The organism is Stenotrophomonas forensis, assembly GCF_028752115.1.
In the GTDB taxonomy this organism is placed as follows: domain Bacteria; phylum Pseudomonadota; class Gammaproteobacteria; order Xanthomonadales; family Xanthomonadaceae; genus Stenotrophomonas; species Stenotrophomonas forensis.
The window spans coordinates 1060023-1079268 of record NZ_CP082270.1; the positions used below are offsets into that span (position 1 = coordinate 1060023).

Consider the following 19246-nt stretch of genomic DNA (forward strand, 5'->3'; position numbering starts at 1 on the left):
CACCCGGTGGGTGCGGGCCGTTGAAGGTGGGTGCGGACCGTTGGTGGTGGGTGCGGACCGTTGGTGGTGGGTGCGGACCGTTGGTCCGCACTCCTCAATACCCCATCGGCCCGCGCAATGCATCAAGCACCGTGCGCATCGCCACGGTGACGTGGCGGCGCGACGGGTAATACGCGTAGTAGCCATCGAAATGCGGGCACCAGTCGTCCAGCACGGATTGCAGGCGACCATCGTCCAGCATCGGCTGCACCTGGTCTTCCGGCAGCCAGGCCAGGCCGCTGCCGGCCAGCGCGGCGGCGCGGGTCATGCCCATGGTGTTGAAGGTCCATTGCCCGCCAACGCGCACGCTCAGCTCGGTGCCGTCCTGGCCGAAGTCCCACGGCATCAGCCCGCCATGCGTGGGCAGGCGCAGGGTCACGCAGTTGTGCCCGGCCAGGTCGTGCGGATGCCGTGGTACCACGTGCTGGCGGAAGTAGGCGGGCGCACCGACCACGCGCATGCGCAGCGGCGGGCTGATCGGCACCGCGACCATGTCGCGGGCCAGGCGCTCACCCAGGCGGATGCCGATGTCGTAGCGCTCGGCAACGATGTCGGCCAGCCCGTAGTCGGCGGCCAGTTCCACCTTCAGCTCCGGATACTGCTGCAGCAACGGTGCCAGCCGCGGCCAGGCGATGTACTCGGCGGCATGGCCGGTGGCATTGATGCGGATGGTGCCGGCCGGGCGTTCGCGGTACTCGGCCAGTGCGGCCAGCCCGTCCTCGATCTCGGCCAGGCGCGGGGCGAGCGTTTCCAGCAGGCGGGCGCCGGCCTCGGTGGTGGACACGCTGCGGGTGGTGCGGGTCAGCAGGCGCACACCCAGGCGCTGTTCCAGGCCGCGCATGGCATGACTGAGCGCGGACTGGGAGACGCCGAGCTGGGCGGCGGCCTTGGTGAAGCTGCCCGCGCGGGCGACGTGGACGAAGGCCTGCAGGTCGTTGAGGTTTTCACGGGACATGAGGGGATGATACGGCCGGGCTGCGCCCGGCACCTGCCGAAACAACGGCAACGTCAACTTCAAAATCGGGCTTCCTGCGGGAGGCGGGGTGGCTCAGGTTGCGGGGGACGGCGCAAGTACGTCCATGTAGCCTCGGTCGCGCCATCCATGGCGCTCACGCCCCCGCAACCTGAGCCACCCCGCCTTCGACAGTTTCCCGCGAGCTGTTGGAACCTGCTGCTGATGGTAGGTGCCGACCGTTGGTCGACACGGGGTCGGATGTGTGGGGATGTCGATTTCCACGTCTGTGGTTCGTCGAATGAATGACTTTCAACGGGAGCAGCACATGAGCACTGACACCACGCCGAAAGGCCCGGCCTCGTATTTCCCCTCCATCGAGAAGACCTACGGCCAGCCGGTGGCGCACTGGTTCGGGCTGCTGGCGGGCAAGAAGGGCCTGAAGCACATGGAACTGGTCAGCTTCCTGAAGAGCGAGCACGGGCTGGGCCATGGCCATGCCAACGCGCTGGTGGCGCACCATCTGGCCGGCAAGGGCTGATCAGCCGCGGGTCGGGGGCAGGGTGGAGGGTCTTCAGCTGAACGATTTCATCTGCAACTGTCATGCAGATCGTGTCTAATACCGCTCCCCACCCGTTGTTCCCCCACCCGCATGTCCCTTGAATCCCATGGCCCCGCGCCGTGCGACGACGCTGACGGCCACCTGGTCACCGCCGGTCCGCTGACCCCGCCGCCCGACAGTGCCGGCACCACCGCCGACGAAAAAGCACTGCGCCACTCGATCGCCGAGGACGTGCAGGGCATGGTGCTGGCCACGATGGTGGCCTCGCTGGGCCTGGCCATCTTCGCCAAGAGTGGGCTGATGATCGGCGGCATGGCCGGCATGGCCTTCCTGCTGCACTACGCGCTGGACTGGAACTTCGGCGTGGTGTTCGTACTGGTCAATCTGCCCTTCTACTGGGTGGCGCTGCGCCGCATGGGCTGGGAATTCACCCTGAAGACCTTTGCCGCGGTCACCGCCTGCGGCGTGCTGACCGACCTGCTGCCGCGCTGGATCGATTTCTCGCATATCCACCCGCTGTACTCGGCCATCGTCGGTGGCGCGCTGTCCGGCCTGGGCATCCTGTTCTTCATCCGCCACCGTGCCAGCCTCGGTGGCATCGGCATCCTGGCGGTGTACCTGCAGCGCACCCGCGGCTGGAGCGCGGGCAAGGTGCAGATGTCCTACGACGCCTGCCTGATGGTGGCCGCGTTCTTCGTGCTGTCGCCGTCGAAGGTGCTGTATTCGGCCATCGGCGCGGTGGTGCTCAGCCTGGTGCTGATGTTCAACCACCGCCCCGGCCGTTACATGGGCGTGTGACGATTCGACGGTAGTGCCGGCCGCTGGCCGGCAACACCTGTGGCCTGGCGAGGCTGCCGGCCAGCGGCCGGCACTACCGGGAGGCCTGCAACCACGGTGGCGACAGTTTCAGCAGCCGCGCATGCACCGGGCAGTCCGCGGCGTGCGCACCGGGCAGGTAGCCCAGGCTCATCAGGAATTCGCCGGTGATCTCGCCGCCGGTGAAGCGGAAGGTCTTCTTGAACAGCTTCACCCAGTCAGCCTTGCTGAGCGGGTGGTGGGCATCGAGCCAGGCGGCGAAGCTGCCATGGCTGGCCCGCAGCTGCTGGATCACCTGCGCGTTGTGGATCGCCGCCAGCACCTTCAGCCGGTTGCGGATGATGCCCGCATCCGACAGCAGCCGTTCGATGTCCTGCTCGGCATAGGCCGCCACGCGGTCCACGTCGAAGCCGTCATAGGCCGCGCGGAAGCCTTCGCGCTTCTTCAGGATGGTCTCCCAGCTCAGGCCGGCCTGGTTGATTTCCAGCACCAGTCGTTCGAACAGCTCGCGTTCGTCGCGCTGCGGGAAGCCGTACTCGTTGGCGTGGTAGTAATCGTGCACCGGATGGCCCGGTGCGATGAGGCAGTAGCCGGACACGTTGAATTCCTGCGGTACGGGCTGGCCATTATGCGCGCCGTGACCGCCGGGTGGAGGCGCCCGGCGCGCCCAGCCGCTAGAATGGCGCCATGCCAGTAACGCCGACCTCCCTTGCCGATCACCTGCTCGTCGCGCTGCCGTCGCTGCTCGACGCGACCTTCGCCCGCAGCGTCGCGCTGATCTGCCAGCACGACGAGAACGGCGCGATGGGCGTGCTGGTCAACCAGCCGTCCGAATACACCCTGGGCGAGGTGCTCGCCCAGATGGACATCACCACCGGCGATGGTGACCTGCAGGCGCGCATGGTGCTCAATGGCGGCCCGGTGCACCCCGAACGCGGCTTCGTCATCCACGATGACGCACGGGCGTGGGATTCCAGCCTGACCGTGGGCGAGGGCCTGTACCTGACCACCTCACGCGACATCCTTGAAGCGATGGCGCGCGGCGAAGGCCCGGCCAACGCCGTGGTCACCCTCGGCTGCGCCGGCTGGGGCGCAGGGCAGCTGGAAAGCGAGCTGGCCGAGAACAGCTGGCTGACCGTGCCGGCCGATGCCGAGCTGGTATTCCAGCTGCCGCTGGAGCAGCGCTGGCAAGGCGCGGCCTCGCGCATCGGCGTGGATCTGTTCCGGCTGACCGACTACAGCGGCCATGTCTGATCCGGCGGCCCCTGCACCGGTGTCTGCTGCCCCGGCCATCCGCCGCGACGGCACGGTTCTGGGTTTCGATGTCGGTTCGCGGCGTATCGGCGTGGCCATCGGCAGTGCCTTCGCCGCCCATGCACGCGCAGTGGCCGTGGTCGATGTGCACGGCAATGGGCCGGACTGGGCGGCGATCGAACGCCTGCTCAAGGAATGGAAGCCCGATGGCCTGGTCGTTGGCGACCCGCTGACCCTGGACGGCCAGGACCAGCCCAACCGCAAGCGCGCGCAGGGCTTTGCCCGCCAGCTGCGGGAACGCTTCAAGCTGCCGGTGGTGATGATCGACGAGCGCTCGAGCTCGGTCGAGGCCGCCCGCCGCTTCGCCGTCGAGCGCGCCGAAGGGCGCAAGCGCCGCCGCGATGCGGCCGCCCTCGACGCCGTGGCCGCGGCGGTGATCATCGATCGCTGGCTGTCGTCTCCCGACGACGCCACCCCCATTCCCTGACTGCACGACTCCCGCCATGACCGCCCAGCAAATCGATGCCTCCGGACGCCTGCGCCACCTGTTGACCCTTGAGGGGCTGCCGCGCGAAACCCTGCTGCAGCTGCTCGACCGCGCCGGGCAGATCCGCGACGCCGCGGTCGGCCGCGTCGGCAACAAGCGGCACGTGCTGGCCGGTTCGGCGGTATGCACGCTGTTCTTCGAACCGTCCACCCGCACCCGCAGCTCGTTCCAGCTGGCCGCGCAGCGCCTGGGCGCCGACGTGCTGAACTTCGATGCCTCGACCTCGTCCACGCGCAAGGGCGAAACCGCCTGCGACACGCTGCGCAACCTGGAAGCGATGGGCGTGCGCGGCTTCGTCGTGCGCCACCCCGATGATGGCGCCGTCGCCGCACTGGCTGAAGCGGCGGGCGAGGGCACCGCACTGATCAATGCCGGCGACGGCCGCAGCTCGCACCCGACCCAGGGCCTGCTGGACATGCTGACCCTGCGCCAGGCCAAGGGCCCGGACTTCTCGAAGCTGAAGGTAGTGATTGTCGGCGACGTGAAGCACTCGCGCGTGGCCCGCACCGACCTGCATGCGCTGCGTACCCTGGGCGTGGGCGAGATCCGCGTATGCGGCCCGCAGTCGCTGCTGCCGGACGACGAGACCCTGAAGGGCTGCGTGGTCGGCGATGATTTCGACGCCATGCTGGAAAGTGTCGACGCGCTGATGATGCTGCGCCTGCAGCGCGAGCGCATGGAAGAAGGCCTGGTGCCGTCGCTGGAGCAGTACCACGCCGAGTACGGGCTGACCAACGAACGCCTGGCGCGCGCCGGCAAGGATGCTGCCGTGCTGCACCCGGGCCCGATCAACCGCGGCGTGGAAGTGACCGACGAGGTGGCCGACGGCCCGCAGTCGTGGGTACTGCGCCAGGTCGCCAACGGCGTCGCCGTGCGCATGGCCGTGCTGGAAACCCTGCTGGGCTGACCGCTCTGGTGGGTGCCAACCGTCGGTTGGCACTCATTGCCTTGGTAGGTGCCAACCTTGGTTGGCACGTTCATCTACGCAATCACATGTGTCGCCAAGCTCCCATTCGCACCATGCATGCGGATACTGCCCCAGCTGTGTCGTCAGCCCGGCCCTGATCGGGTTCCCCATCAGATACAGCGCATGCCGGTACAGCGATTCATCCGAGCGGATCGCGTGATCGTGATAACAGGCCTGCCAAAAGCGCCCGACCCTCCCCAACAGCCGGTTTGCCTGCTGCGCCGTGCGTGACTTGAAGCGCTTCATGACAGTTTCCAGCGTGCCTGCGCGCAGCTCGACCAGCCAGTGGATGTGGTCGGGCATGACCACGTAGGCAATTGAGCGGGTGAAGCCTTCCTGATCAAGTCGTTGGAACTCCCGTACTGCGAGAACGGCGGCACCGTCGTTGGCGAACAGCGGGGCGCGGTCGGTTACGACCGTGGTGAGGATGTAGCTGAGGCCGACGCTGGAGCGGCGGCCGATCAGGAGTCTGGTGTTCTGCATGGAGCAAGCATGGGCGTGCCTGCTTGCCGTGAACATCGGGGAATGGTCTGGTTTCGGGTAAGTCAGTGCCAACCAAGGTTGGCAACTACCAGAGCAGGGAGTGCCAACCAAGGTTGGCACCCACCCATGCCGGTGGTTCAGCGCTTCTGCGCGAATAGCCAGGCCCACATCGCCGGATCGGCGTAGGTGGCGTCCCAGGCGTTGTGGTTGCCTTCCGGGTACTCGGTGTAGCGCACGTCGCGCGCGTTGGCGCTCTGGAAGGCACTGTGCAGCCTGCGGTCGTCGTCCGGTGGCACCACATCATCCAGTGCGCCGTGGAAGATCCAGATCGGTGCGTGCTGCAGGCGCTGGGCGATCACCGCGTAAGGATCGGACTCATGCGCGACCTGCTCGACGAACAGGGTCGGTCGCTTCGCGCGCGGTGCCAGCACGGCGCCGCATACCGGCACGATCGCGGCAAAGCGGCGTGGGTCGTCCAGGGCGATGTTCCAGCTGCCGTAGCCGCCCATCGACATGCCGGTCAGGTACTGGCGCGCAGGGTCGGCGCCAAACTCGGCGATCGTTGCGTCCAGTGCGGCCAGGGCCATGCGGTTGTTGTGGCCGCTCCATTCCGAGTGCTTTGCCGCCTGCGGGAAGACAACCAGGGCGGGGAAATCGGGATGCTCGCGGAGATAAGGGCCCAGCCCCGCGTGGGTCTGCCTGATGCCGTCACTGCCGCGCTCGCCCGAGCCATGCAGGAACAGGATGACCGGAACACTGGCGGACGCCGGGGCCTTCAGCCCGGCCGGAATGAACACCTGATAGTAGGCGGTCTCGCCGTCCACTTTGACCGCGCGGGCCTCGAAGCGACCACGCGCGCTGTCCGGCAGCGAGGCACATCCGGTCATCATCAGAAGGGCCAGCAGCGGCAGCCAGCGCGACATGGAACGGACCATGGGAATTCCTGGGGCGGCGGGAACGCCCCATCGTAGTCCGCCGCCGTCAACGCGGCATCATGCGCCGCGTCACTGCGGGCGCGGGAAACTGGCGATGATGTCCAGCTGTTCCTGTGCTTCGGCATTGCCTTCGGCGGCGGCGGCCTGCACCTGCGCCATGTCCGGGTGCAGCACCACCAGCAACGGGTTCTCGCAGACCGGGCAGTCGTACTCGGTTGCGTCCTCGTCCAGTTCCATCTCCATGCCGCGCGAACTGCCCTTCCATTCGCAGGCCGGGCAGGTGTGCTGCTGGTCGCGCCAGCCGGGCTGGAAGTAGTTTTCGATCGTCGTTGCCATCGGTGTTCCAGTTGGGATCGGGTCAGAGCCCCGCGTGGCGGGGATCCGACCCAGCAGGGTTCAGTGCAGCAGCACCAGGGTGGCCAGGCCGAGGAAGGTGAAGAAGCCCATCGAGTCGGTCACTGCGGTCAGGAAGATGCCGCTGGCCAGCGCCGGGTCGAAGCCGAAGCGTTTAAGGGTCAGTGGCACCAGCACGCCGGCCAGCGCGGCGAACAGCAGGTTGCAGGTCAGCGCGATCGCGATCACTGCCGACAGGCCGGGCGAGTGGAACCAGGCCAGCACGATCAGCCCCAGCACCGAACCCAGCATCACGCCGTTCAACAGGGCGACCCGCACTTCCTTCCACAGCAGCGTGCGCGCATTGGACGCGCCCACCTGGCCCAGCGCCAGGCCGCGCACCATCAGCGCCAGCACCTGGGTGCCGGCATTGCCACCCAGGCCGGCCACGATCGGCATCAGCACCGCCAACGCCACCAGCTTGTCGATGGTGCCTTCGAAGTGGCCGACCACGCTGGAAGCCAGGAAGGCGGTGCACAGGTTCACCGACAGCCACATCAGGCGCCGGCGCATGGCGCGCCAGACCGGGCTGAACAGATCCTCGTCCTCGTCCAGGCCGGCGGCGCCCAGCGCCTGGTGCTCGGCCTGGCCGCGGATGATGTCGACCACGTCATCGATGGTGATGCGGCCGATCAGGATGTTGTTGTCGTCCACCACTGGCGCGGAGATCCAGTCATGGTCGGAGAACTGCCGTGCCACTTCCTGGTCGCTCTCGCCGACGTCGATGGCCGGCTGCTCGTCGTCGATCAGGCGGTTGATCGGGGTGGTGTCCTCGTGGGTCACCAGCGCGGCCAGCGAGACCCGCCCGAGGTACTGGTGCCGCCGGCTGACCACGAACAGGTGGTCGGTGTGGTCGGGCAGTTCGCCGCGCAGGCGCAGGTAGCGCAGCACCACATCGACGTTGACGTCGGCGCGCACGGTCACCACGTCCGGATTCATCAGGCGGCCGGCGCTGTCCTCGGGGTAGGACAGCACCTGTTCCAGGCGCTCGCGGTTCTCGCGGTCCATCGACTTGAGGACTTCGTCGATGACCGTGTCCGGCAGGTCTTCGACCAGGTCGGCCAGGTCGTCGATGTCCAGGTCTTCGACCGCGGCGATGATCTCGTCCGGGTCCATGTCCGCGAGCAGGCTTTCGCGCACGTCCTCGCCGACGTGGACCAGCACCTCGCCGTCATCTTCCGGATCGACCAGTCCCCACACCACCTCGCGCTTGCCAGGCGGCAGCGATTCGAGCAGGTTGCCGATCTCGGCCGGGGCCAGGGTGTTGACCAGCCGACGCACCGGCCCCAGCCGGCCGCTGTCCAGTGCATCGGACAGCATCCGCAGTTGGCGCGCAGTCTTGTCGTGGCGTACAGCTTCAGCCATCGCAGCTCCCGCGGGATAAGAAAAGCCGCGATCCCGGCAAGGATGCGGCAACAGGGGTGTTCAGCGCGTCATTATCGCAAGGGGATGTTTCAACGCATAGCCGCTGGGGTGAGGGTAGTGCCGGCCGCTGGCCGGCAATCGTCCTCATCGAAGTTCATGAGGTTGCCGGCCAGCGGCCGGCACTACCCTGGGTGGTCAGGGCGTGTCCGCCACCAGTGCCAGCCAGCGCTCGATGCCGCGGCGGTCGCGCGCGGCCAGCAGCTTCGTCGCGCGGGCGCGCAAGGCGCCCAGGTCGGCCTCGCGGATCGCCCGGCGCACCTCCAGCAACGTACCGGGATGCAGGCTGAACTCGCTCAGGCCCAGCGCCAGCAGCAGTGGCGTCATCCGGGCATCGCCGGCCATCTCGCCGCAGACCGCCACCGGGATGCGATGGCGCGCGCCGGTGTCGATCACCATCTGCAGCAGCCGCAGCACGGCCGGATGCAACGGCGAGTAGAGCTCGCCCAGCGCCTCGTTGTTGCGGTCGGCGGCGAGCAGGTACTGCACCAGGTCGTTGGTACCGATCGACAGGAAATCGACCAGATCGATGAAGCTCTCCAGCGCCAGTGCGGCCGCGGGGACTTCGATCATCGCGCCCAGCGGCACATGGTCGGACACCATGTGGCCCTCGCCGCGCAGCTGTTCGGTCAGCTTGAGCATGCGCCGGCGCACCGCCAGCAGCTCCTCGCGGGTACTGACCATCGGAACCAGCACGCGCAGCTTGCCGTAGGCCGAGGCGCGCAGGATCGCGCGCAGCTGGGTGTCGGCCACCTTCGGCCGCGCCAGCGACAGGCGCACGCCGCGCAGGCCCAGTGCCGGATTCTCTTCGTTGCTCAAGGTAAGGCCGGTGCGATCGGCCTTGTCCGCGCCCAGGTCGAGCGTGCGGATGGTGACCGGACGCCCGCTCATGCCCAGCGCGGCATCGCGGTAGGTCTGGAACTGTTCTTCCTCGTCCGGCAGCTCGTTGCGCTGCAGGAACAGGAATTCGGTGCGGTACAGGCCCAGCCCCTGCGCGCCCAGCGCATGCGCCTGGGTCACGTCCTCCAGCGATTCGGCGTTGGCCAGCAGGGCGATGTCGACCTGGTCGCGGGTCCGGCTGGGCTTGCTGCGCAGGCGGCCCAGCTCGCGCTGTTCGCGCGCATGCTCTTTCAGCCGTGCGCGGTAGTCACGCAGGTTGTCGGCCTGCGGGTTGACCGTGATGCTGCCGTCGGCGCCGTCGATGATCAGCACGTCGCCATCGGCGATGCGGCTGAGCAGCTGCGGTACGTTGACGATCAGCGGCAGGTGCAGGCTGCGTGCCAGGATCGCGCTGTGCGACAGCGCGCTGCCGGCGGCGGTGACGATGCCGACCACGCCCTGTGCCTGCAGCTGCGCCAGCTCGGACGGGGCGATGTTGTCGCAGACCAGGATCTCGCCGGCCAGGCCCTTCATCACCGGCGGGCGCTCGGGTTGCAGGAAGGCGTGGATACGGCCGATCACATGGTCCAGGTCGTCCATGCGGCTCTTCAGGTAGGCATCGTCCATGCCATCGAAGACCCTGGCCAGGCGGTCGCGCTGCAGGCGCAGCGCATAGCCGGCGCTGTACGGGCCGCTGCGGATCAGTTCGTCCAGGCCATACAGCAGCTCGGGGTCGTCCAGCAGCAGCGCGTGCAGGTCGAGGAACTCGCCCACTTCCTGGTTCAGTGCCCCATGCAGGCGCTGGCGCAGCTCGTGCATTTCCGTGCGCGCCGCATCCACCGCATGGTGCAGGCGCGCGAGCTCGGCCTCGACCTGGTGGGCGGCGACACGCTGTTCGGCCACCTCCAGGGCATGCGGCAGGCGCACGCGGGCGCGGCCCATGGCCGTGCCGCGCGCTGCGCCATGGCCGGCCAGCAGCTGCACCGGCCGCTGGCCGGAGGGGAGCTGGCCGGCGCGTGCGCGTGGCACGCTCAGCTGTCCTCGTCGAAACGGCGTTCGAACAGGCCGACCACCGCCTCCATCGCGGCGGCTTCGTCCTCGCCGTTGATGCGCACGGTGACCGGAGTGCCCTGGCCGGCAGCCAGCAGCATCACGCCCATGATGCTTTTGGCGTTGATCTCACGGCCCTTGGCGGCCATGGTCACGTTGCAGCGGAACGGCGCCAGGGTCTGCACCAGCTTGGCGGTGGCCCGGGCATGCAGGCCCAGGCGGTTGCTGACGGTGAGTTCTCGTTCAAGCATCGTCGACTATCGCTCCATTACGGGTACCCGCCGCGGCTGTGGCGGGCAGTTGATCCAGTCCCTGTTCCGGATAATTCATCACCCGCAGCAACATCGGCAGGCTCAGCGCCGACACCCGGCGAACCGGGGTCCCCAGCCGGGCCAGCTGCCCGGCAAGGTTGGCGGGGCTGGCGCCGTACAGGTCGGTCAGGATCAGCACGCCTTCCCCACCGTCGACCCGCCGCAGGGCGGCCGAGGCGAGCGGGAGCAGGGCGTCCAGGTCTGCGTCGAACGGTACTTCGAAAGCTTCGGTCTTCAGCGGCAATTGCCGCAGGAGCCGGGTCGCCACCTCAAGCAGGGCGGTCCCGACCCCGGGATGTGTTACGAGGAGAATGCCACAGGTCATTACTGCACGTTAACAGGTCAAGGTGAATCGGCGATAGCAGCAGGAGAGGGGCACTGTGTCCCGTATTCAGCGTTGCCCGGGTGGCATCCCCGTTTCGCCGAAAAAGCGATCCGACCCTGTCCGTCTTTCCGATGCCTGACAGAGGTTCATCCACGCATGGCCTGGATCCATCGTGTCGACCAAGGTCGACACCCACCAACAGCAGTGGTACCCAGCCTGCCATGTCACAGGGAGCTGGCTTTTGATGTTGCTTCGGCTGTTGAGGTTGCCGGCCAGCGGCCGGCACTACCGCGGGTGCCGGGTGCAGCCCGGCCGCCCCCTCAATCCTGTTCGCGGTGGTAGGTCGCCACGTCTTCCCAGCCCATCTCGCGCGCGTGGCGGGCCATGCGCTCGGCCAGGAACACCGAGCGGTGCTTGCCGCCGGTACAGCCGAACGCCACGGTCACGTAGCTGCGGGTGCCGTCGCCCAGTTTGGGCAGCCAGGTATCGAGAAAGTCCATCAGCTGGGCCAGGTAGCGCTGCACGTCGGGCTGCGCTTCCAGGTAGTCGCGCACGCCCGGCTCGCGGCCGCTCAGCGCGCGCAGTTCCGGGTCCCAGTGCGGGTTGGGCAGCACGCGCGCGTCGAACACGAAGTCCGCCTCGGCCGGCACGCCGCGCTTGTAGGCGAACGATTCGAACAGCAGCGACAGCCGGGTGGCGTGGTCCAGGGTGAACTCGGTGATGATCCGTCGCCGCAGCTGGTGCACGTTGAGCGCGCTGGTGTCGATCACCGCATCGGCCTCACGGCGCAGCGGGGCGGTCAGCACACGTTCGCGCGCGATCGCCTCGGGCAGTGACAGGCCCAACTGGCTCAACGGATGCCGGCGACGGGTGTCGGCATAGCGCTTGAGCACCGTTTCATCGCTGGCCTCGAAGAACAGTACCTTCACTTCCACGCCGGCGTCGGTGGCCAGCTGCCGCCAGTCGCCCAGCTGGCCAAGATCGGCCTGGCCGCGCACGTCGATGCCCACCGCCAGCCGGCGCGGCGCGCTGCCATCGTGGTTGGCCAGCAGGCTGCGCACGAAATCCGGAAGCAGGTTGATCGGCAGGTTGTCCGAGCAGTAGTAGTCCTGGTCCTCGAAGGTCTTCAGGGCCACGGATTTACCCGAGCCGGACAGGCCGCTGACGATGATCAGGGTCGGGGCGGTGGGGGCGGCGGTGCTCATGGACGGGCTCTTCGAAAGGCAGGGGTCAGGGCGTTCGCCGTTCCAGCAGATTGCTGTGGCGGGCGATGAACATCGCCGCCGGATCGATGCCCTTGGTGCGCAGGATATGCAGGCGGGTGGCCGCCTCGGTCAGCACGGCCAGGTTGCGGCCAGGCATCACCGGCAGGGTGATCAGCGGGACGTCCAGGTCCAGCACATGGCGGGTACCCGAATCGCCGGTCAGGCGCTCGTAGCCATGTGGCGTGGGTTCGGTCATCGGTTTGGTCAGATGGACGATCAGCCGAAGGTACTTGTTCTTCTTTACAGCCGTGTCGCCGAACATCTCGCGCACGTTCAGCACGCCCAGCCCACGCACTTCCAGCAGGTCCTGCAGCAGTTCGGGGCAGGTACCGTCGAGCACGTCGGGGGCGATCTGGGTGAATTCGGGTGCATCGTCGGCCACCAGGCGATGGCCGCGGCTGAGCAGCTCCAGCGCCAGTTCGCTCTTGCCCGACCCGGCTTCACCGGTGATCAGCACGCCGATGGAGTAGATCTCCATGAACACGCCATGCAGGATCACGCGTGGTGCCAGCGTGCGCGCCAGATGGTAGGACAGGTGGTTGAGCAGTTCGTGGCCGCGCTTGGGGGACAGCCACAGCGGCGTACCGGACTCGTCCGCGGCCGCGCGCAGGTCTTCCGGGCAGGGCTGGTTGCGGGTCAGCACCAGCGCCAGCGGGTGCGACTGCATGATCTTCTCGATGGTCTCCCAGCGCTGGCGCGGTTCCAGCGCGTCCAGCCAGGACAGCTCCTCGGTCCCGAGAATCTGCACCTTGTTGGGGTAGATCGCATTGAGGTAGCCGGCCAGCGAGGGCCGCCGCGAGACCGTATTGCCGGCCTCCAGTTCACGCTTCTCGCCGGACTTGCCGGCGGCCCAGCGTAGCCCCAGCCGCTCGCGCTGCTGTTCGAACAGTTCACGGGCGGTGATGCTGGTATTCATGCGGCGCTCGCAGGTGGCGTCAGCTCAAGGGCCTGGCGCAGGGCCCGGGCATCGCCGGCCGCGCGCAGCGCCTGGCGGATGCCGGGCGCGGAGAACAACTCGGCCAGCTCGGACAGCAGCATCAGGTGCTGGTGGGTGTAGTGGGCGGGGACGGCCATCGCAAACACCAGGTCCACCGGCTCGTCGCCACCGAAGTCGACCGGGGTAGCCAGCCGCAGCAGGGCGCCACGGGGGCGGTCCAGGGTCGGCGCGCGGCCGTGGGGAATGGCGATGCCGTGGCCGATCGCGGTACTGCCCAGCGCTTCGCGCTGGCACAGGTTCAGGTAGATCTGTTCGGCATTGGCCTGGCGGCAGGCCAGCAACCCGGCGGCGGCCTGCAGGACGCTGTCGCGGTCGGTGGCCGTGCAGAGCTGGGTCTGCACGGCCGCCAGGAGGTCAGTCAGGGGCATGTCTGCGGGGAACAGTGGCGATCAGCCACCATTGTCGCCCACCGGCAGCGGCGCGTGCTGCTGTTTTTTCTCCTTGTGCTTGATCACAAGGCGGTCAAGCTTGTCCGCAAGCAGGTCGATCGCGGCATACATGGTCTGGCCGCCGGCCTCGGCGTGCAGGGTCTGCCCCGGGATGTTGAGGCTGGCGTCGACGTGATGCTCGGTCTTCTGCAGCTTGAGGGTCACCCGCGCTTCGCAGTGCTGGTCGAAGTGTTTTCCGATCCGGGCCAGCTTCTCCTCTACATAGGACTGCAGGGCCGGGGTGACTTCGACATCTTTGCCAAACGTTTCGATGCGCATCGGGTTTCTCCTGTGTTCGGATGTGCCAATGAACCTCTCCGCCGGGCGCGGCGGCGCGTCAAGCGATTCTGACCCTTTCGTGCGAGGCGGAAATGTTCATGGCTTCACGATACTTCGCCACGGTGCGTCGCGCTACTGGAATTCCCGACGATTTGAGCAGGTCAGCCAGCTTGGCGTCAGAAAGCGGCTTGCGCGGGTTCTCGTCGTCGATGAGTCGCCGGATCATGGCCTGGATGGCCGTGCTGGACGCCTCGCCGCCGCCCTCGGTATCGATGCCCGACGCGAAGAAGGCGCGTAGCGGCAGGGTGCCGCGCGGCGTGCGCACATGCTTGCGCGCGATCGCGCGCGATACCGTGGATTCGTGCAGGCCGAGTTCGGTGGCGATCTCGCGCAGTGTCAGCGGGCGCAGCGCCTGTTCGCCGAATTCGAGGAATCCGGCCTGCTGCAGGATCAGGCTGCGCACCACCCGCAGCAGGGTTTCGCCGCGCTGCTGCAGCCCCTTCAACAGCCAGCGTGCTTCCTGCAGCTGCGCGCGCAGATAGCCGGCATCGGCCTCGCCACAGCGGCGGATGAGCTGTTCGTAGCCGCGGTGGATCACCACCTTCGGCCCGGCGTGGCCGGCCAGCGCCGCACGCCAGACGCCGTTCTGCCGCCACACCACCACGTCGGGCACCACGTAGGTGTCCTGCGAAAGCGGCGCAATCTGCGTGCCTGGACGCGGATCCAGCGAACGTAGCAGGTTGACTGCGGTCTCGACGTCGGCCGGCGCTTGCTTCAGTTCATGGGCGAGCCCGGCAACGCCGCTGCGAGGCAACCGTTCCAGTGGGCCTGCGGCAATCTGTCGCGCCAACGCCAGCCCTGGCGTGTCGGCGGGCAACACGTCCAGTTGCAGCTGCAGGCATTCACCGAGCGAGCGCGCGGCCACGCCGACCGGATCGAAACGCTGGATGCGATGCAGCACCGCGAGGATCTCATCCTCGTCGGCATGGGTCGCCGGCAGCAGGGTCTCAGCGATGGTGGCCAGCGACTCGCGCAGGTAGCCGTCTTCGTCGAGCGCATCGATCAGCGTGGCGCCGATGCTGCGGTCGCGCGCCGAAAGATGCGACAGGTGCAGCTGCCACAGCAGGTGATCGGCCAGCGTTTCGGTTTCGGCCACGCGCTCGGCGGCGCTGCCGGTGTCGTCGTCATCGTCGAAGCTGCCACCGCTGCCGGCGACGCTCCAGTCCAGTTCGGCAGGCGCCCAGTCGTCGCCATCGTCGGCGCGTTCGCTGGGGGCTTCGCTGTCGTTGCCGTCACTGGCCTCGTTGGCGGCAGGGCCGTCGTTGCTGTCGGCCCAGTCCAGCAGCGGATTGCTTTCCACGGCCTGGGCGATTTCCAGCTCCAGCTCGGTGGTGGACATCTGCAGCAGCTTGATCGCCTGCTGCAGCTGGGGCGTGAGCACCAGCTGCTGTCCCAACGATGTCTGCAGCCGAGTCTTCATACCTGTGCCGAAAGGATGGAAAGTGCCCGGGTGCCCGCCGTCACAGCTTGAACGAATCCCCAAGGTAGACGCGGCGTACGTCGGCGTTGTCCAGGATCGCCTCCGGCGAGCCCTGGGCCAGTACGGCACCCTCGGCGAGGATATACGCGCGGTCGCAGATTCCCAAGGTCTCGCGCACGTTGTGATCGGTGATCAGCACGCCGATGCCACGCTGCTTGAGATGGGTGACGATGCGCTGGATCTCGCCGACCGAAATCGGATCGACGCCGGCGAACGGCTCGTCGAGCAGGATCAGGCGCGGCTGCGCGGCCAGTGCCCGGGCGATCTCGCACCGACGGCGTTCGCCACCGGACAGGCTGGCGCCGAGCTGGTCGGCAACGTGGCCCAGCTGCAGTTCGTCGAGCAGGCTGCTCAGTTCGCGTTCGCGGCCGGCCGAATCCAGGTCCTCGCGCAGTTCCAGCACCAGGCGGATGTTGTCGGCCACGGTCAGCTTGCGGAACACCGAGGGTTCCTGCGGCAGATAGCCCACGCCCTGCTTGGCGCGGGTGTACATCGGGTCGCCGGTGATGTCGCGGCCGTCGAGCACGATGCTGCCCGCATCGGCCGCGACCAGGCCGACGATCATGTAGAAGCAGGTGGTCTTGCCGGCACCGTTGGGGCCCAGCAGGCCGACCACTTCACCGGCATCGAGGGTCAGCCCGAAGTCCTTGACGACTTCACGCTGCTTGTAGCGTTTGCGCAGGCCCTTGGCGACAAGCATTACTTCTTGCTCCCGGCAGGCTTGGCCGGCTGTGCGGCCGGGTTCTTGTTCTTCGGCGGAATGACGGTGCGCACGCGGCTGCCGTCGCCACCGGAGTTCATCTCACCGCTGCGGGTGTTGTAGACCATGCGCTGGCCGGCGTTGGTGCCGCGCGCGCTGGTGACCTTGTAGTTGCCGGTCAGGGTGATGATCTCGGTCTTGATGTCGTAGTCGATGCGATCGGCCACCGCGTCCATCCAGGTGCCATCGTCGAGCTGCTGCTTCATGGTGGCCTGCTTGCCGGTGAACACGGCACGCACGGCCTCGCCATCCTTCAGGTAGATCTCGGCTTCGGACGAGCGGATGTCCAGGGTTCCCTGGGTGATGGTCACGCCCTGCGAGAGCACGGTCTTGCCATCGCCGGTGAGCACGCCGGACTGGGCGCCGGACTCGATGTCCATGTTCTCGTTGCGGTCGGTGGACTTGGCGAAGGCGGCGCTGGGCACAACAAGTGCGAGCGCGAGTACGGCTGCAAAGGGAATCTTCATCGGGGTCCGTTCTACCGGTGGAGGGCTCCCGGAAACCGGGGGCGGGGAGGGGCTGCCGGCCTTGCGCCTGTCCGGGGACGTCGCAGGCTGGCGGCGGGATCAGTGCCGGGGCGTGTAGCGGCCCTTGGACTGGCTGAGGAAATGATACGTGTTGTTCTTCGAATCCACCTCGAAGCCGACACCGGACTGTTCCATCCCGGGCCGGGTCATGGTCACCAGCGCATCGGTGCGGGCACGGCTTTCCTTCGGAAACACGTCCAGGTGGTCGGTGCGGAAGGTGGTGGGCGGCACGCCCGGGCCGGCGGGACTGTCGCCTGCGACGTTGCCACGCAGCTTCATTTCGTCGCCCTTGGCGCTGAGCCAGCCGGTCTCCGACCGCAGCGTCCAGTGCTTGCCGTCCTTGTCGGGCATTTCGAACAGCGGAGTCGCGATGCTGATGGTCTGGTCACCGCGCTGACGCTCCAGCAGCGGTGCGCGCAGGGTGGTCGATTCCTTGCCCTGCTCGTCGAGGGCCACGATCGTGAAGTCGTGCAGGATGTAGTCCACGCCAATCTCGTTGCCGCCGTTGGCCGGTCCCTTGTCCCGGTTGCGCAGCGCGGCCCAGCTGCTGAGCAGCGCGGCCAGCAGCAGGCCGATGCCGAGCACGGTGCGCCAGTTCAGGGTCGGCCGGTTCATGCGCTGAACCTCGCCAGGACGGCGTCCACGTGGCCCTGGGCGGCCAGCAGGACGTCGCACAGTTCACGTGCAGCGCCACGCCCGCCCTCGGTGCGGGTCTGCCAGTGCACGCGCTCGGCGATCCACGGGTGCGCGTTGGCAGGGGCCACGGCCAGGCCCACCGCACCCAGTGGCGCCAGGTCCGGCAGGTCGTCACCCATGAAGGCCACCTGTTCCAGGCCGATGCCGTGCTGCGCGCACAGCGCCTGCACGCTGGCCAGCTTGTCACCCACGGCGATCTGGGTGTCGATGCCGAGATCGGCGCCACGCCGGAGCGCGGACTGGCTGTTGCGCGCGGTGATCAGCACGGGATGGATGCCGTGCTGCTGCAGCAGTTTCAGGCCCAGGCCATCCTGCACGAAGTACGCCTTGCTCTCATTGCCGTCCTTGTCGTAGTACAGCCGACCGTCGGTGAGGGTGCCGTCCACGTCGAAGCACGCCAGGCGGATACGGGCCGCGGCGGCATGCAGGTGGGCGGGAAAGGCGGGCAGCGGGGACCAGGGCATCAGGGCGGCAGGCTCGGTGTGGGCGGATGGACGATACAGACTGAATGGGGTCTACGGACTGTCGGTTAAACCACCCGCGCCCGCAACAGGTCATGAATGTTCAGGGCACCGACCGCGCGGCCCTGGCCATCGACCACGATCAGGCCGGTGATCTTGTGGGTCTCCATCAACCGCGCGGCCTCGACGGCCAGCTGGTCGGCGCCGATGGTACGTGGGTTGCGGGTCATCACATCGGCGATCTTCGCGGTACGCACGTCCAGCGCGCTGTCCAGCGCGCGGCGCAGGTCGCCGTCGGTGAACAGGCCGATCAGGACGCCGTCGGCATCGACCACGGCGGTCATGCCCAGCCGTTTACGGCTCATTTCCATCAGCGCTTCGCTGAGGCTGGCGCCGGCACCGACCGTGGGCAGGTCGTCGCCGGTGTGCATGACATCGGTGATGTGCAGCAGCAGGCGGCGGCCGAGGCTGCCGGCCGGGTGTGAACGGGCGAAGTCATCGGCGGTGAAGCCGCGCGCATCGAGCAGGGCCACGGCCAGCGCATCGCCCATTGCCAGCGACGCGGTGGTGCTGGAGGTCGGGGCCAGGTCCAGCGGGCAGGCTTCGGCCGGCACGCTGACATCCAGGTGAATGTCGGCGGCGGCGGCCAGGCTGGACTGCGGGCGTCCGGTCATGGAAATCAGCAGGTTGCCCTGGCGCTTGAGCACCGGCAGCAGCATCAGGACTTCGTCCGACTCGCCCGAATAGGACAGCGCCAGCACCACGTCGTCCTCGGTGATCATGCCCAGATCGCCATGGCCGGCCTCGCCCGGGTGCACGTAGAACGCCGGGGTGCCGGTGGAGGCCAGGGTGGCGGCGATCTTGCGGGCGATGTGGCCGGACTTGCCCATGCCGGTGGCAACCACCCGCCCGTGGCTGGACAGGATGGCCTGGCAGGCCTGCTGGAACGCTTCGCCGAGGCGGGCAGCGACCGCATTCAGGGCCTGCTGCTCGATGTCGAAGACACGGCGGCCGCTGGCGACCAGGCTGGCCGGGTCGACGGAACGGGAGGGCAGGAGGGGCTCGGCCATGCGGACGCCACGCAGCGGAAGTAGAATGAGCGATCATTTTATTAGGAAAGCCCGTTGGACGCCGACACCATCCGCAATCTGATCGAAACCGGCCTGCCCGGCGCCCGCGCCGACGTGCGTGGCGACGATGGCGTGCATTTCGAAGCGACCGTGGTCTGCGAGGCCTTTGCCGGCAAGATGCCGCTGGCCCGCCACCGGATGGTCTATGCCACCCTGGGCGACTTGATGGGCGGTGCGATCCACGCACTGGCGCTGAAAACCGTGACCCCGGCCGAAGCCGGCTGAACC

General features: G+C 67.8%; 25 protein-coding genes. 6 read left to right on the forward strand and 19 right to left on the reverse strand.

Features of this window, described 5'->3' with window-relative positions; genetic code table 11:
* Nucleotides 1-94: 94 nt before the first annotated feature.
* The gene (locus tag K5L94_RS04965; protein WP_180879644.1) at nt 95-994 is read right to left on the reverse strand and encodes a LysR family transcriptional regulator; all 900 of its coding nucleotides are present in this window, start codon (nt 992-994) and stop codon (nt 95-97) included.
* Nucleotides 995-1319: 325 nt separating this feature from the next.
* Between K5L94_RS04965 and K5L94_RS04970 the strand changes: the two genes are divergently transcribed.
* Both K5L94_RS04970 and K5L94_RS04975 read left to right on the forward strand, forming a co-directional pair.
* Complete coding sequence (locus tag K5L94_RS04970; protein WP_053448999.1) at nt 1320-1532, forward strand: DUF4287 domain-containing protein; 213 nt, start codon at nt 1320-1322, stop codon at nt 1530-1532.
* Nucleotides 1533-1643: 111 nt separating this feature from the next.
* Entirely contained in the window at nt 1644-2351 is a 708-nt protein-coding gene (locus K5L94_RS04975) for a YitT family protein (RefSeq protein WP_049456208.1), read from the forward strand.
* A 73-nt stretch (nt 2352-2424) separates the two neighbouring features.
* Here K5L94_RS04975 and K5L94_RS04980 read toward each other — a convergent pair whose 3' ends face one another.
* The gene (locus tag K5L94_RS04980; RefSeq protein WP_053449000.1) at nt 2425-2967 is read right to left on the reverse strand and encodes a DNA-3-methyladenine glycosylase I; all 543 of its coding nucleotides are present in this window, start codon (nt 2965-2967) and stop codon (nt 2425-2427) included.
* An 89-nt stretch (nt 2968-3056) separates the two neighbouring features.
* On the opposite strand from K5L94_RS04980, the gene K5L94_RS04985 reads away from it, so the two are divergent.
* From K5L94_RS04985 to K5L94_RS04995, 3 genes are read left to right on the forward strand one after another with little or no spacing between them, the layout of a single operon-like run.
* Nucleotides 3057-3623 (forward strand): YqgE/AlgH family protein, encoded by a 567-nt coding sequence (locus K5L94_RS04985; RefSeq protein WP_006422622.1) that lies wholly within the window; start codon nt 3057-3059, stop codon nt 3621-3623.
* A gap of 19 nt (nt 3624-3642) precedes the next feature.
* On the forward strand, nt 3643-4110 hold the full coding sequence (gene ruvX / locus K5L94_RS04990; protein ID WP_180879650.1) for a Holliday junction resolvase RuvX: 468 nt from the start codon (nt 3643-3645) through the stop codon (nt 4108-4110).
* Nucleotides 4111-4126: 16 nt separating this feature from the next.
* Complete coding sequence (locus tag K5L94_RS04995) at nt 4127-5077, forward strand: aspartate carbamoyltransferase catalytic subunit (protein WP_274512076.1); 951 nt, start codon at nt 4127-4129, stop codon at nt 5075-5077.
* A gap of 33 nt (nt 5078-5110) precedes the next feature.
* Here K5L94_RS04995 and K5L94_RS05000 read toward each other — a convergent pair whose 3' ends face one another.
* The 17 genes from K5L94_RS05000 to K5L94_RS05080 all read right to left on the reverse strand — a co-directional run bounded on the left by K5L94_RS05000 (nt 5111) and on the right by K5L94_RS05080 (nt 18958).
* Nucleotides 5111-5620, reverse strand: coding sequence for an REP-associated tyrosine transposase (locus K5L94_RS05000; RefSeq protein WP_180879635.1), 510 nt, complete (start codon nt 5618-5620; stop codon nt 5111-5113).
* A 137-nt stretch (nt 5621-5757) separates the two neighbouring features.
* Nucleotides 5758-6555 carry a carboxylesterase family protein gene (locus K5L94_RS05005; RefSeq protein WP_274512077.1) on the reverse strand — a complete coding sequence of 266 codons (798 nt, stop codon included), beginning with the start codon at nt 6553-6555 and terminating at the stop codon, nt 5758-5760.
* Between the two features lie 69 nt (nt 6556-6624).
* Nucleotides 6625-6891, reverse strand: a complete 267-nt coding sequence (locus K5L94_RS05010; RefSeq protein WP_053449002.1) for a hypothetical protein — start codon at nt 6889-6891, stop codon at nt 6625-6627.
* Between the two features lie 60 nt (nt 6892-6951).
* A complete protein-coding gene (gene mgtE / locus K5L94_RS05015) occupies nt 6952-8313 on the reverse strand; it encodes a magnesium transporter (RefSeq protein WP_008266103.1) in 1362 nt (453 codons plus the stop codon).
* Between the two features lie 195 nt (nt 8314-8508).
* A complete protein-coding gene (gene ptsP, locus K5L94_RS05020; protein WP_274512078.1) occupies nt 8509-10278 on the reverse strand; it encodes a phosphoenolpyruvate--protein phosphotransferase in 1770 nt (589 codons plus the stop codon).
* A 2-nt stretch (nt 10279-10280) separates the two neighbouring features.
* Complete coding sequence (locus K5L94_RS05025) at nt 10281-10550, reverse strand: HPr family phosphocarrier protein (protein WP_005408385.1); 270 nt, start codon at nt 10548-10550, stop codon at nt 10281-10283.
* Nucleotides 10543-10935 carry a PTS sugar transporter subunit IIA gene (locus K5L94_RS05030; protein ID WP_006422749.1) on the reverse strand — a complete coding sequence of 131 codons (393 nt, stop codon included), beginning with the start codon at nt 10933-10935 and terminating at the stop codon, nt 10543-10545. Before K5L94_RS05030 ends, K5L94_RS05025 begins: the two co-directional genes overlap by 8 nt.
* 320 nt (nt 10936-11255) lie before the next feature.
* Nucleotides 11256-12140 (reverse strand): RNase adapter RapZ, encoded by an 885-nt coding sequence (rapZ, locus tag K5L94_RS05035; protein ID WP_053449004.1) that lies wholly within the window; start codon nt 12138-12140, stop codon nt 11256-11258.
* Between the two features lie 25 nt (nt 12141-12165).
* The gene (gene hprK, locus K5L94_RS05040; protein WP_004147299.1) at nt 12166-13116 is read right to left on the reverse strand and encodes an HPr(Ser) kinase/phosphatase; all 951 of its coding nucleotides are present in this window, start codon (nt 13114-13116) and stop codon (nt 12166-12168) included.
* Entirely contained in the window at nt 13113-13565 is a 453-nt protein-coding gene (locus K5L94_RS05045) for a PTS sugar transporter subunit IIA (protein WP_053449005.1), read from the reverse strand. The genes hprK and K5L94_RS05045 overlap by 4 nt, the downstream gene beginning before the upstream one ends.
* A 21-nt stretch (nt 13566-13586) precedes the next feature.
* Entirely contained in the window at nt 13587-13904 is a 318-nt protein-coding gene (hpf, locus tag K5L94_RS05050) for a ribosome hibernation-promoting factor, HPF/YfiA family (protein ID WP_005415556.1), read from the reverse strand.
* Nucleotides 13905-13962: 58 nt separating this feature from the next.
* The gene (locus K5L94_RS05055; protein ID WP_274512087.1) at nt 13963-15384 is read right to left on the reverse strand and encodes an RNA polymerase factor sigma-54; all 1422 of its coding nucleotides are present in this window, start codon (nt 15382-15384) and stop codon (nt 13963-13965) included.
* A 40-nt stretch (nt 15385-15424) separates the two neighbouring features.
* Nucleotides 15425-16144 (reverse strand): LPS export ABC transporter ATP-binding protein, encoded by a 720-nt coding sequence (lptB, locus tag K5L94_RS05060; RefSeq protein WP_053449007.1) that lies wholly within the window; start codon nt 16142-16144, stop codon nt 15425-15427.
* A complete protein-coding gene (gene lptA / locus K5L94_RS05065) occupies nt 16144-16671 on the reverse strand; it encodes a lipopolysaccharide transport periplasmic protein LptA (protein ID WP_008267488.1) in 528 nt (175 codons plus the stop codon). Before lptA ends, lptB begins: the two co-directional genes overlap by 1 nt.
* Nucleotides 16672-16770: 99 nt before the next feature.
* A complete protein-coding gene (lptC, locus tag K5L94_RS05070; RefSeq protein ID WP_274512088.1) occupies nt 16771-17346 on the reverse strand; it encodes an LPS export ABC transporter periplasmic protein LptC in 576 nt (191 codons plus the stop codon).
* Nucleotides 17343-17891: a KdsC family phosphatase gene (locus K5L94_RS05075; RefSeq protein ID WP_053449009.1), complete on the reverse strand. Its 549-nt coding sequence runs from the start codon at nt 17889-17891 to the stop codon at nt 17343-17345. Before K5L94_RS05075 ends, lptC begins: the two co-directional genes overlap by 4 nt.
* Before the next feature lie 65 nt (nt 17892-17956).
* On the reverse strand, nt 17957-18958 hold the full coding sequence (locus K5L94_RS05080) for a KpsF/GutQ family sugar-phosphate isomerase (protein ID WP_274512090.1): 1002 nt from the start codon (nt 18956-18958) through the stop codon (nt 17957-17959).
* Between the two features lie 54 nt (nt 18959-19012).
* On the opposite strand from K5L94_RS05080, the gene K5L94_RS05085 reads away from it, so the two are divergent.
* A complete protein-coding gene (locus K5L94_RS05085; RefSeq protein WP_021202589.1) occupies nt 19013-19243 on the forward strand; it encodes a BolA family protein in 231 nt (76 codons plus the stop codon).
* Nucleotides 19244-19246: the final 3 nt, after the last annotated feature.

What these genes read in the sequence shown, in the direction of transcription:
- mgtE (WP_008266103.1), bottom strand. Translation starts at nt 8,313, where the DNA reads ATGGCTGAAGCTGTACGCCACGACAAGACTGCGCGCCAACTGCGGATG.
- K5L94_RS05000 (WP_180879635.1), bottom strand. Translation starts at nt 5,620, where the DNA reads ATGCAGAACACCAGACTCCTGATCGGCCGCCGCTCCAGCGTCGGCCTC.
- K5L94_RS05030 (WP_006422749.1), bottom strand. Translation starts at nt 10,935, where the DNA reads ATGACCTGTGGCATTCTCCTCGTAACACATCCCGGGGTCGGGACCGCC.
- K5L94_RS04995 (WP_274512076.1), top strand. Translation starts at nt 4,127, where the DNA reads ATGACCGCCCAGCAAATCGATGCCTCCGGACGCCTGCGCCACCTGTTG.
- K5L94_RS04975 (WP_049456208.1), top strand. Translation starts at nt 1,644, where the DNA reads ATGTCCCTTGAATCCCATGGCCCCGCGCCGTGCGACGACGCTGACGGC.
- K5L94_RS04970 (WP_053448999.1), top strand. Translation starts at nt 1,320, where the DNA reads ATGAGCACTGACACCACGCCGAAAGGCCCGGCCTCGTATTTCCCCTCC.
- K5L94_RS05075 (WP_053449009.1), bottom strand. Translation starts at nt 17,891, where the DNA reads ATGCCCTGGTCCCCGCTGCCCGCCTTTCCCGCCCACCTGCATGCCGCC.
- K5L94_RS04985 (WP_006422622.1), top strand. Translation starts at nt 3,057, where the DNA reads ATGCCAGTAACGCCGACCTCCCTTGCCGATCACCTGCTCGTCGCGCTG.
- K5L94_RS05010 (WP_053449002.1), bottom strand. Translation starts at nt 6,891, where the DNA reads ATGGCAACGACGATCGAAAACTACTTCCAGCCCGGCTGGCGCGACCAG.
- hprK (WP_004147299.1), bottom strand. Translation starts at nt 13,116, where the DNA reads ATGAATACCAGCATCACCGCCCGTGAACTGTTCGAACAGCAGCGCGAG.
- K5L94_RS05025 (WP_005408385.1), bottom strand. Translation starts at nt 10,550, where the DNA reads ATGCTTGAACGAGAACTCACCGTCAGCAACCGCCTGGGCCTGCATGCC.
- K5L94_RS05005 (WP_274512077.1), bottom strand. Translation starts at nt 6,555, where the DNA reads ATGGTCCGTTCCATGTCGCGCTGGCTGCCGCTGCTGGCCCTTCTGATG.
- rapZ (WP_053449004.1), bottom strand. Translation starts at nt 12,140, where the DNA reads ATGAGCACCGCCGCCCCCACCGCCCCGACCCTGATCATCGTCAGCGGC.
- lptB (WP_053449007.1), bottom strand. Translation starts at nt 16,144, where the DNA reads ATGCTTGTCGCCAAGGGCCTGCGCAAACGCTACAAGCAGCGTGAAGTC.
- K5L94_RS05045 (WP_053449005.1), bottom strand. Translation starts at nt 13,565, where the DNA reads ATGCCCCTGACTGACCTCCTGGCGGCCGTGCAGACCCAGCTCTGCACG.
- K5L94_RS04965 (WP_180879644.1), bottom strand. Translation starts at nt 994, where the DNA reads ATGTCCCGTGAAAACCTCAACGACCTGCAGGCCTTCGTCCACGTCGCC.
- lptC (WP_274512088.1), bottom strand. Translation starts at nt 17,346, where the DNA reads ATGAACCGGCCGACCCTGAACTGGCGCACCGTGCTCGGCATCGGCCTG.
- lptA (WP_008267488.1), bottom strand. Translation starts at nt 16,671, where the DNA reads ATGAAGATTCCCTTTGCAGCCGTACTCGCGCTCGCACTTGTTGTGCCC.
- hpf (WP_005415556.1), bottom strand. Translation starts at nt 13,904, where the DNA reads ATGCGCATCGAAACGTTTGGCAAAGATGTCGAAGTCACCCCGGCCCTG.
- K5L94_RS05055 (WP_274512087.1), bottom strand. Translation starts at nt 15,384, where the DNA reads ATGAAGACTCGGCTGCAGACATCGTTGGGACAGCAGCTGGTGCTCACG.
- K5L94_RS05080 (WP_274512090.1), bottom strand. Translation starts at nt 18,958, where the DNA reads ATGGCCGAGCCCCTCCTGCCCTCCCGTTCCGTCGACCCGGCCAGCCTG.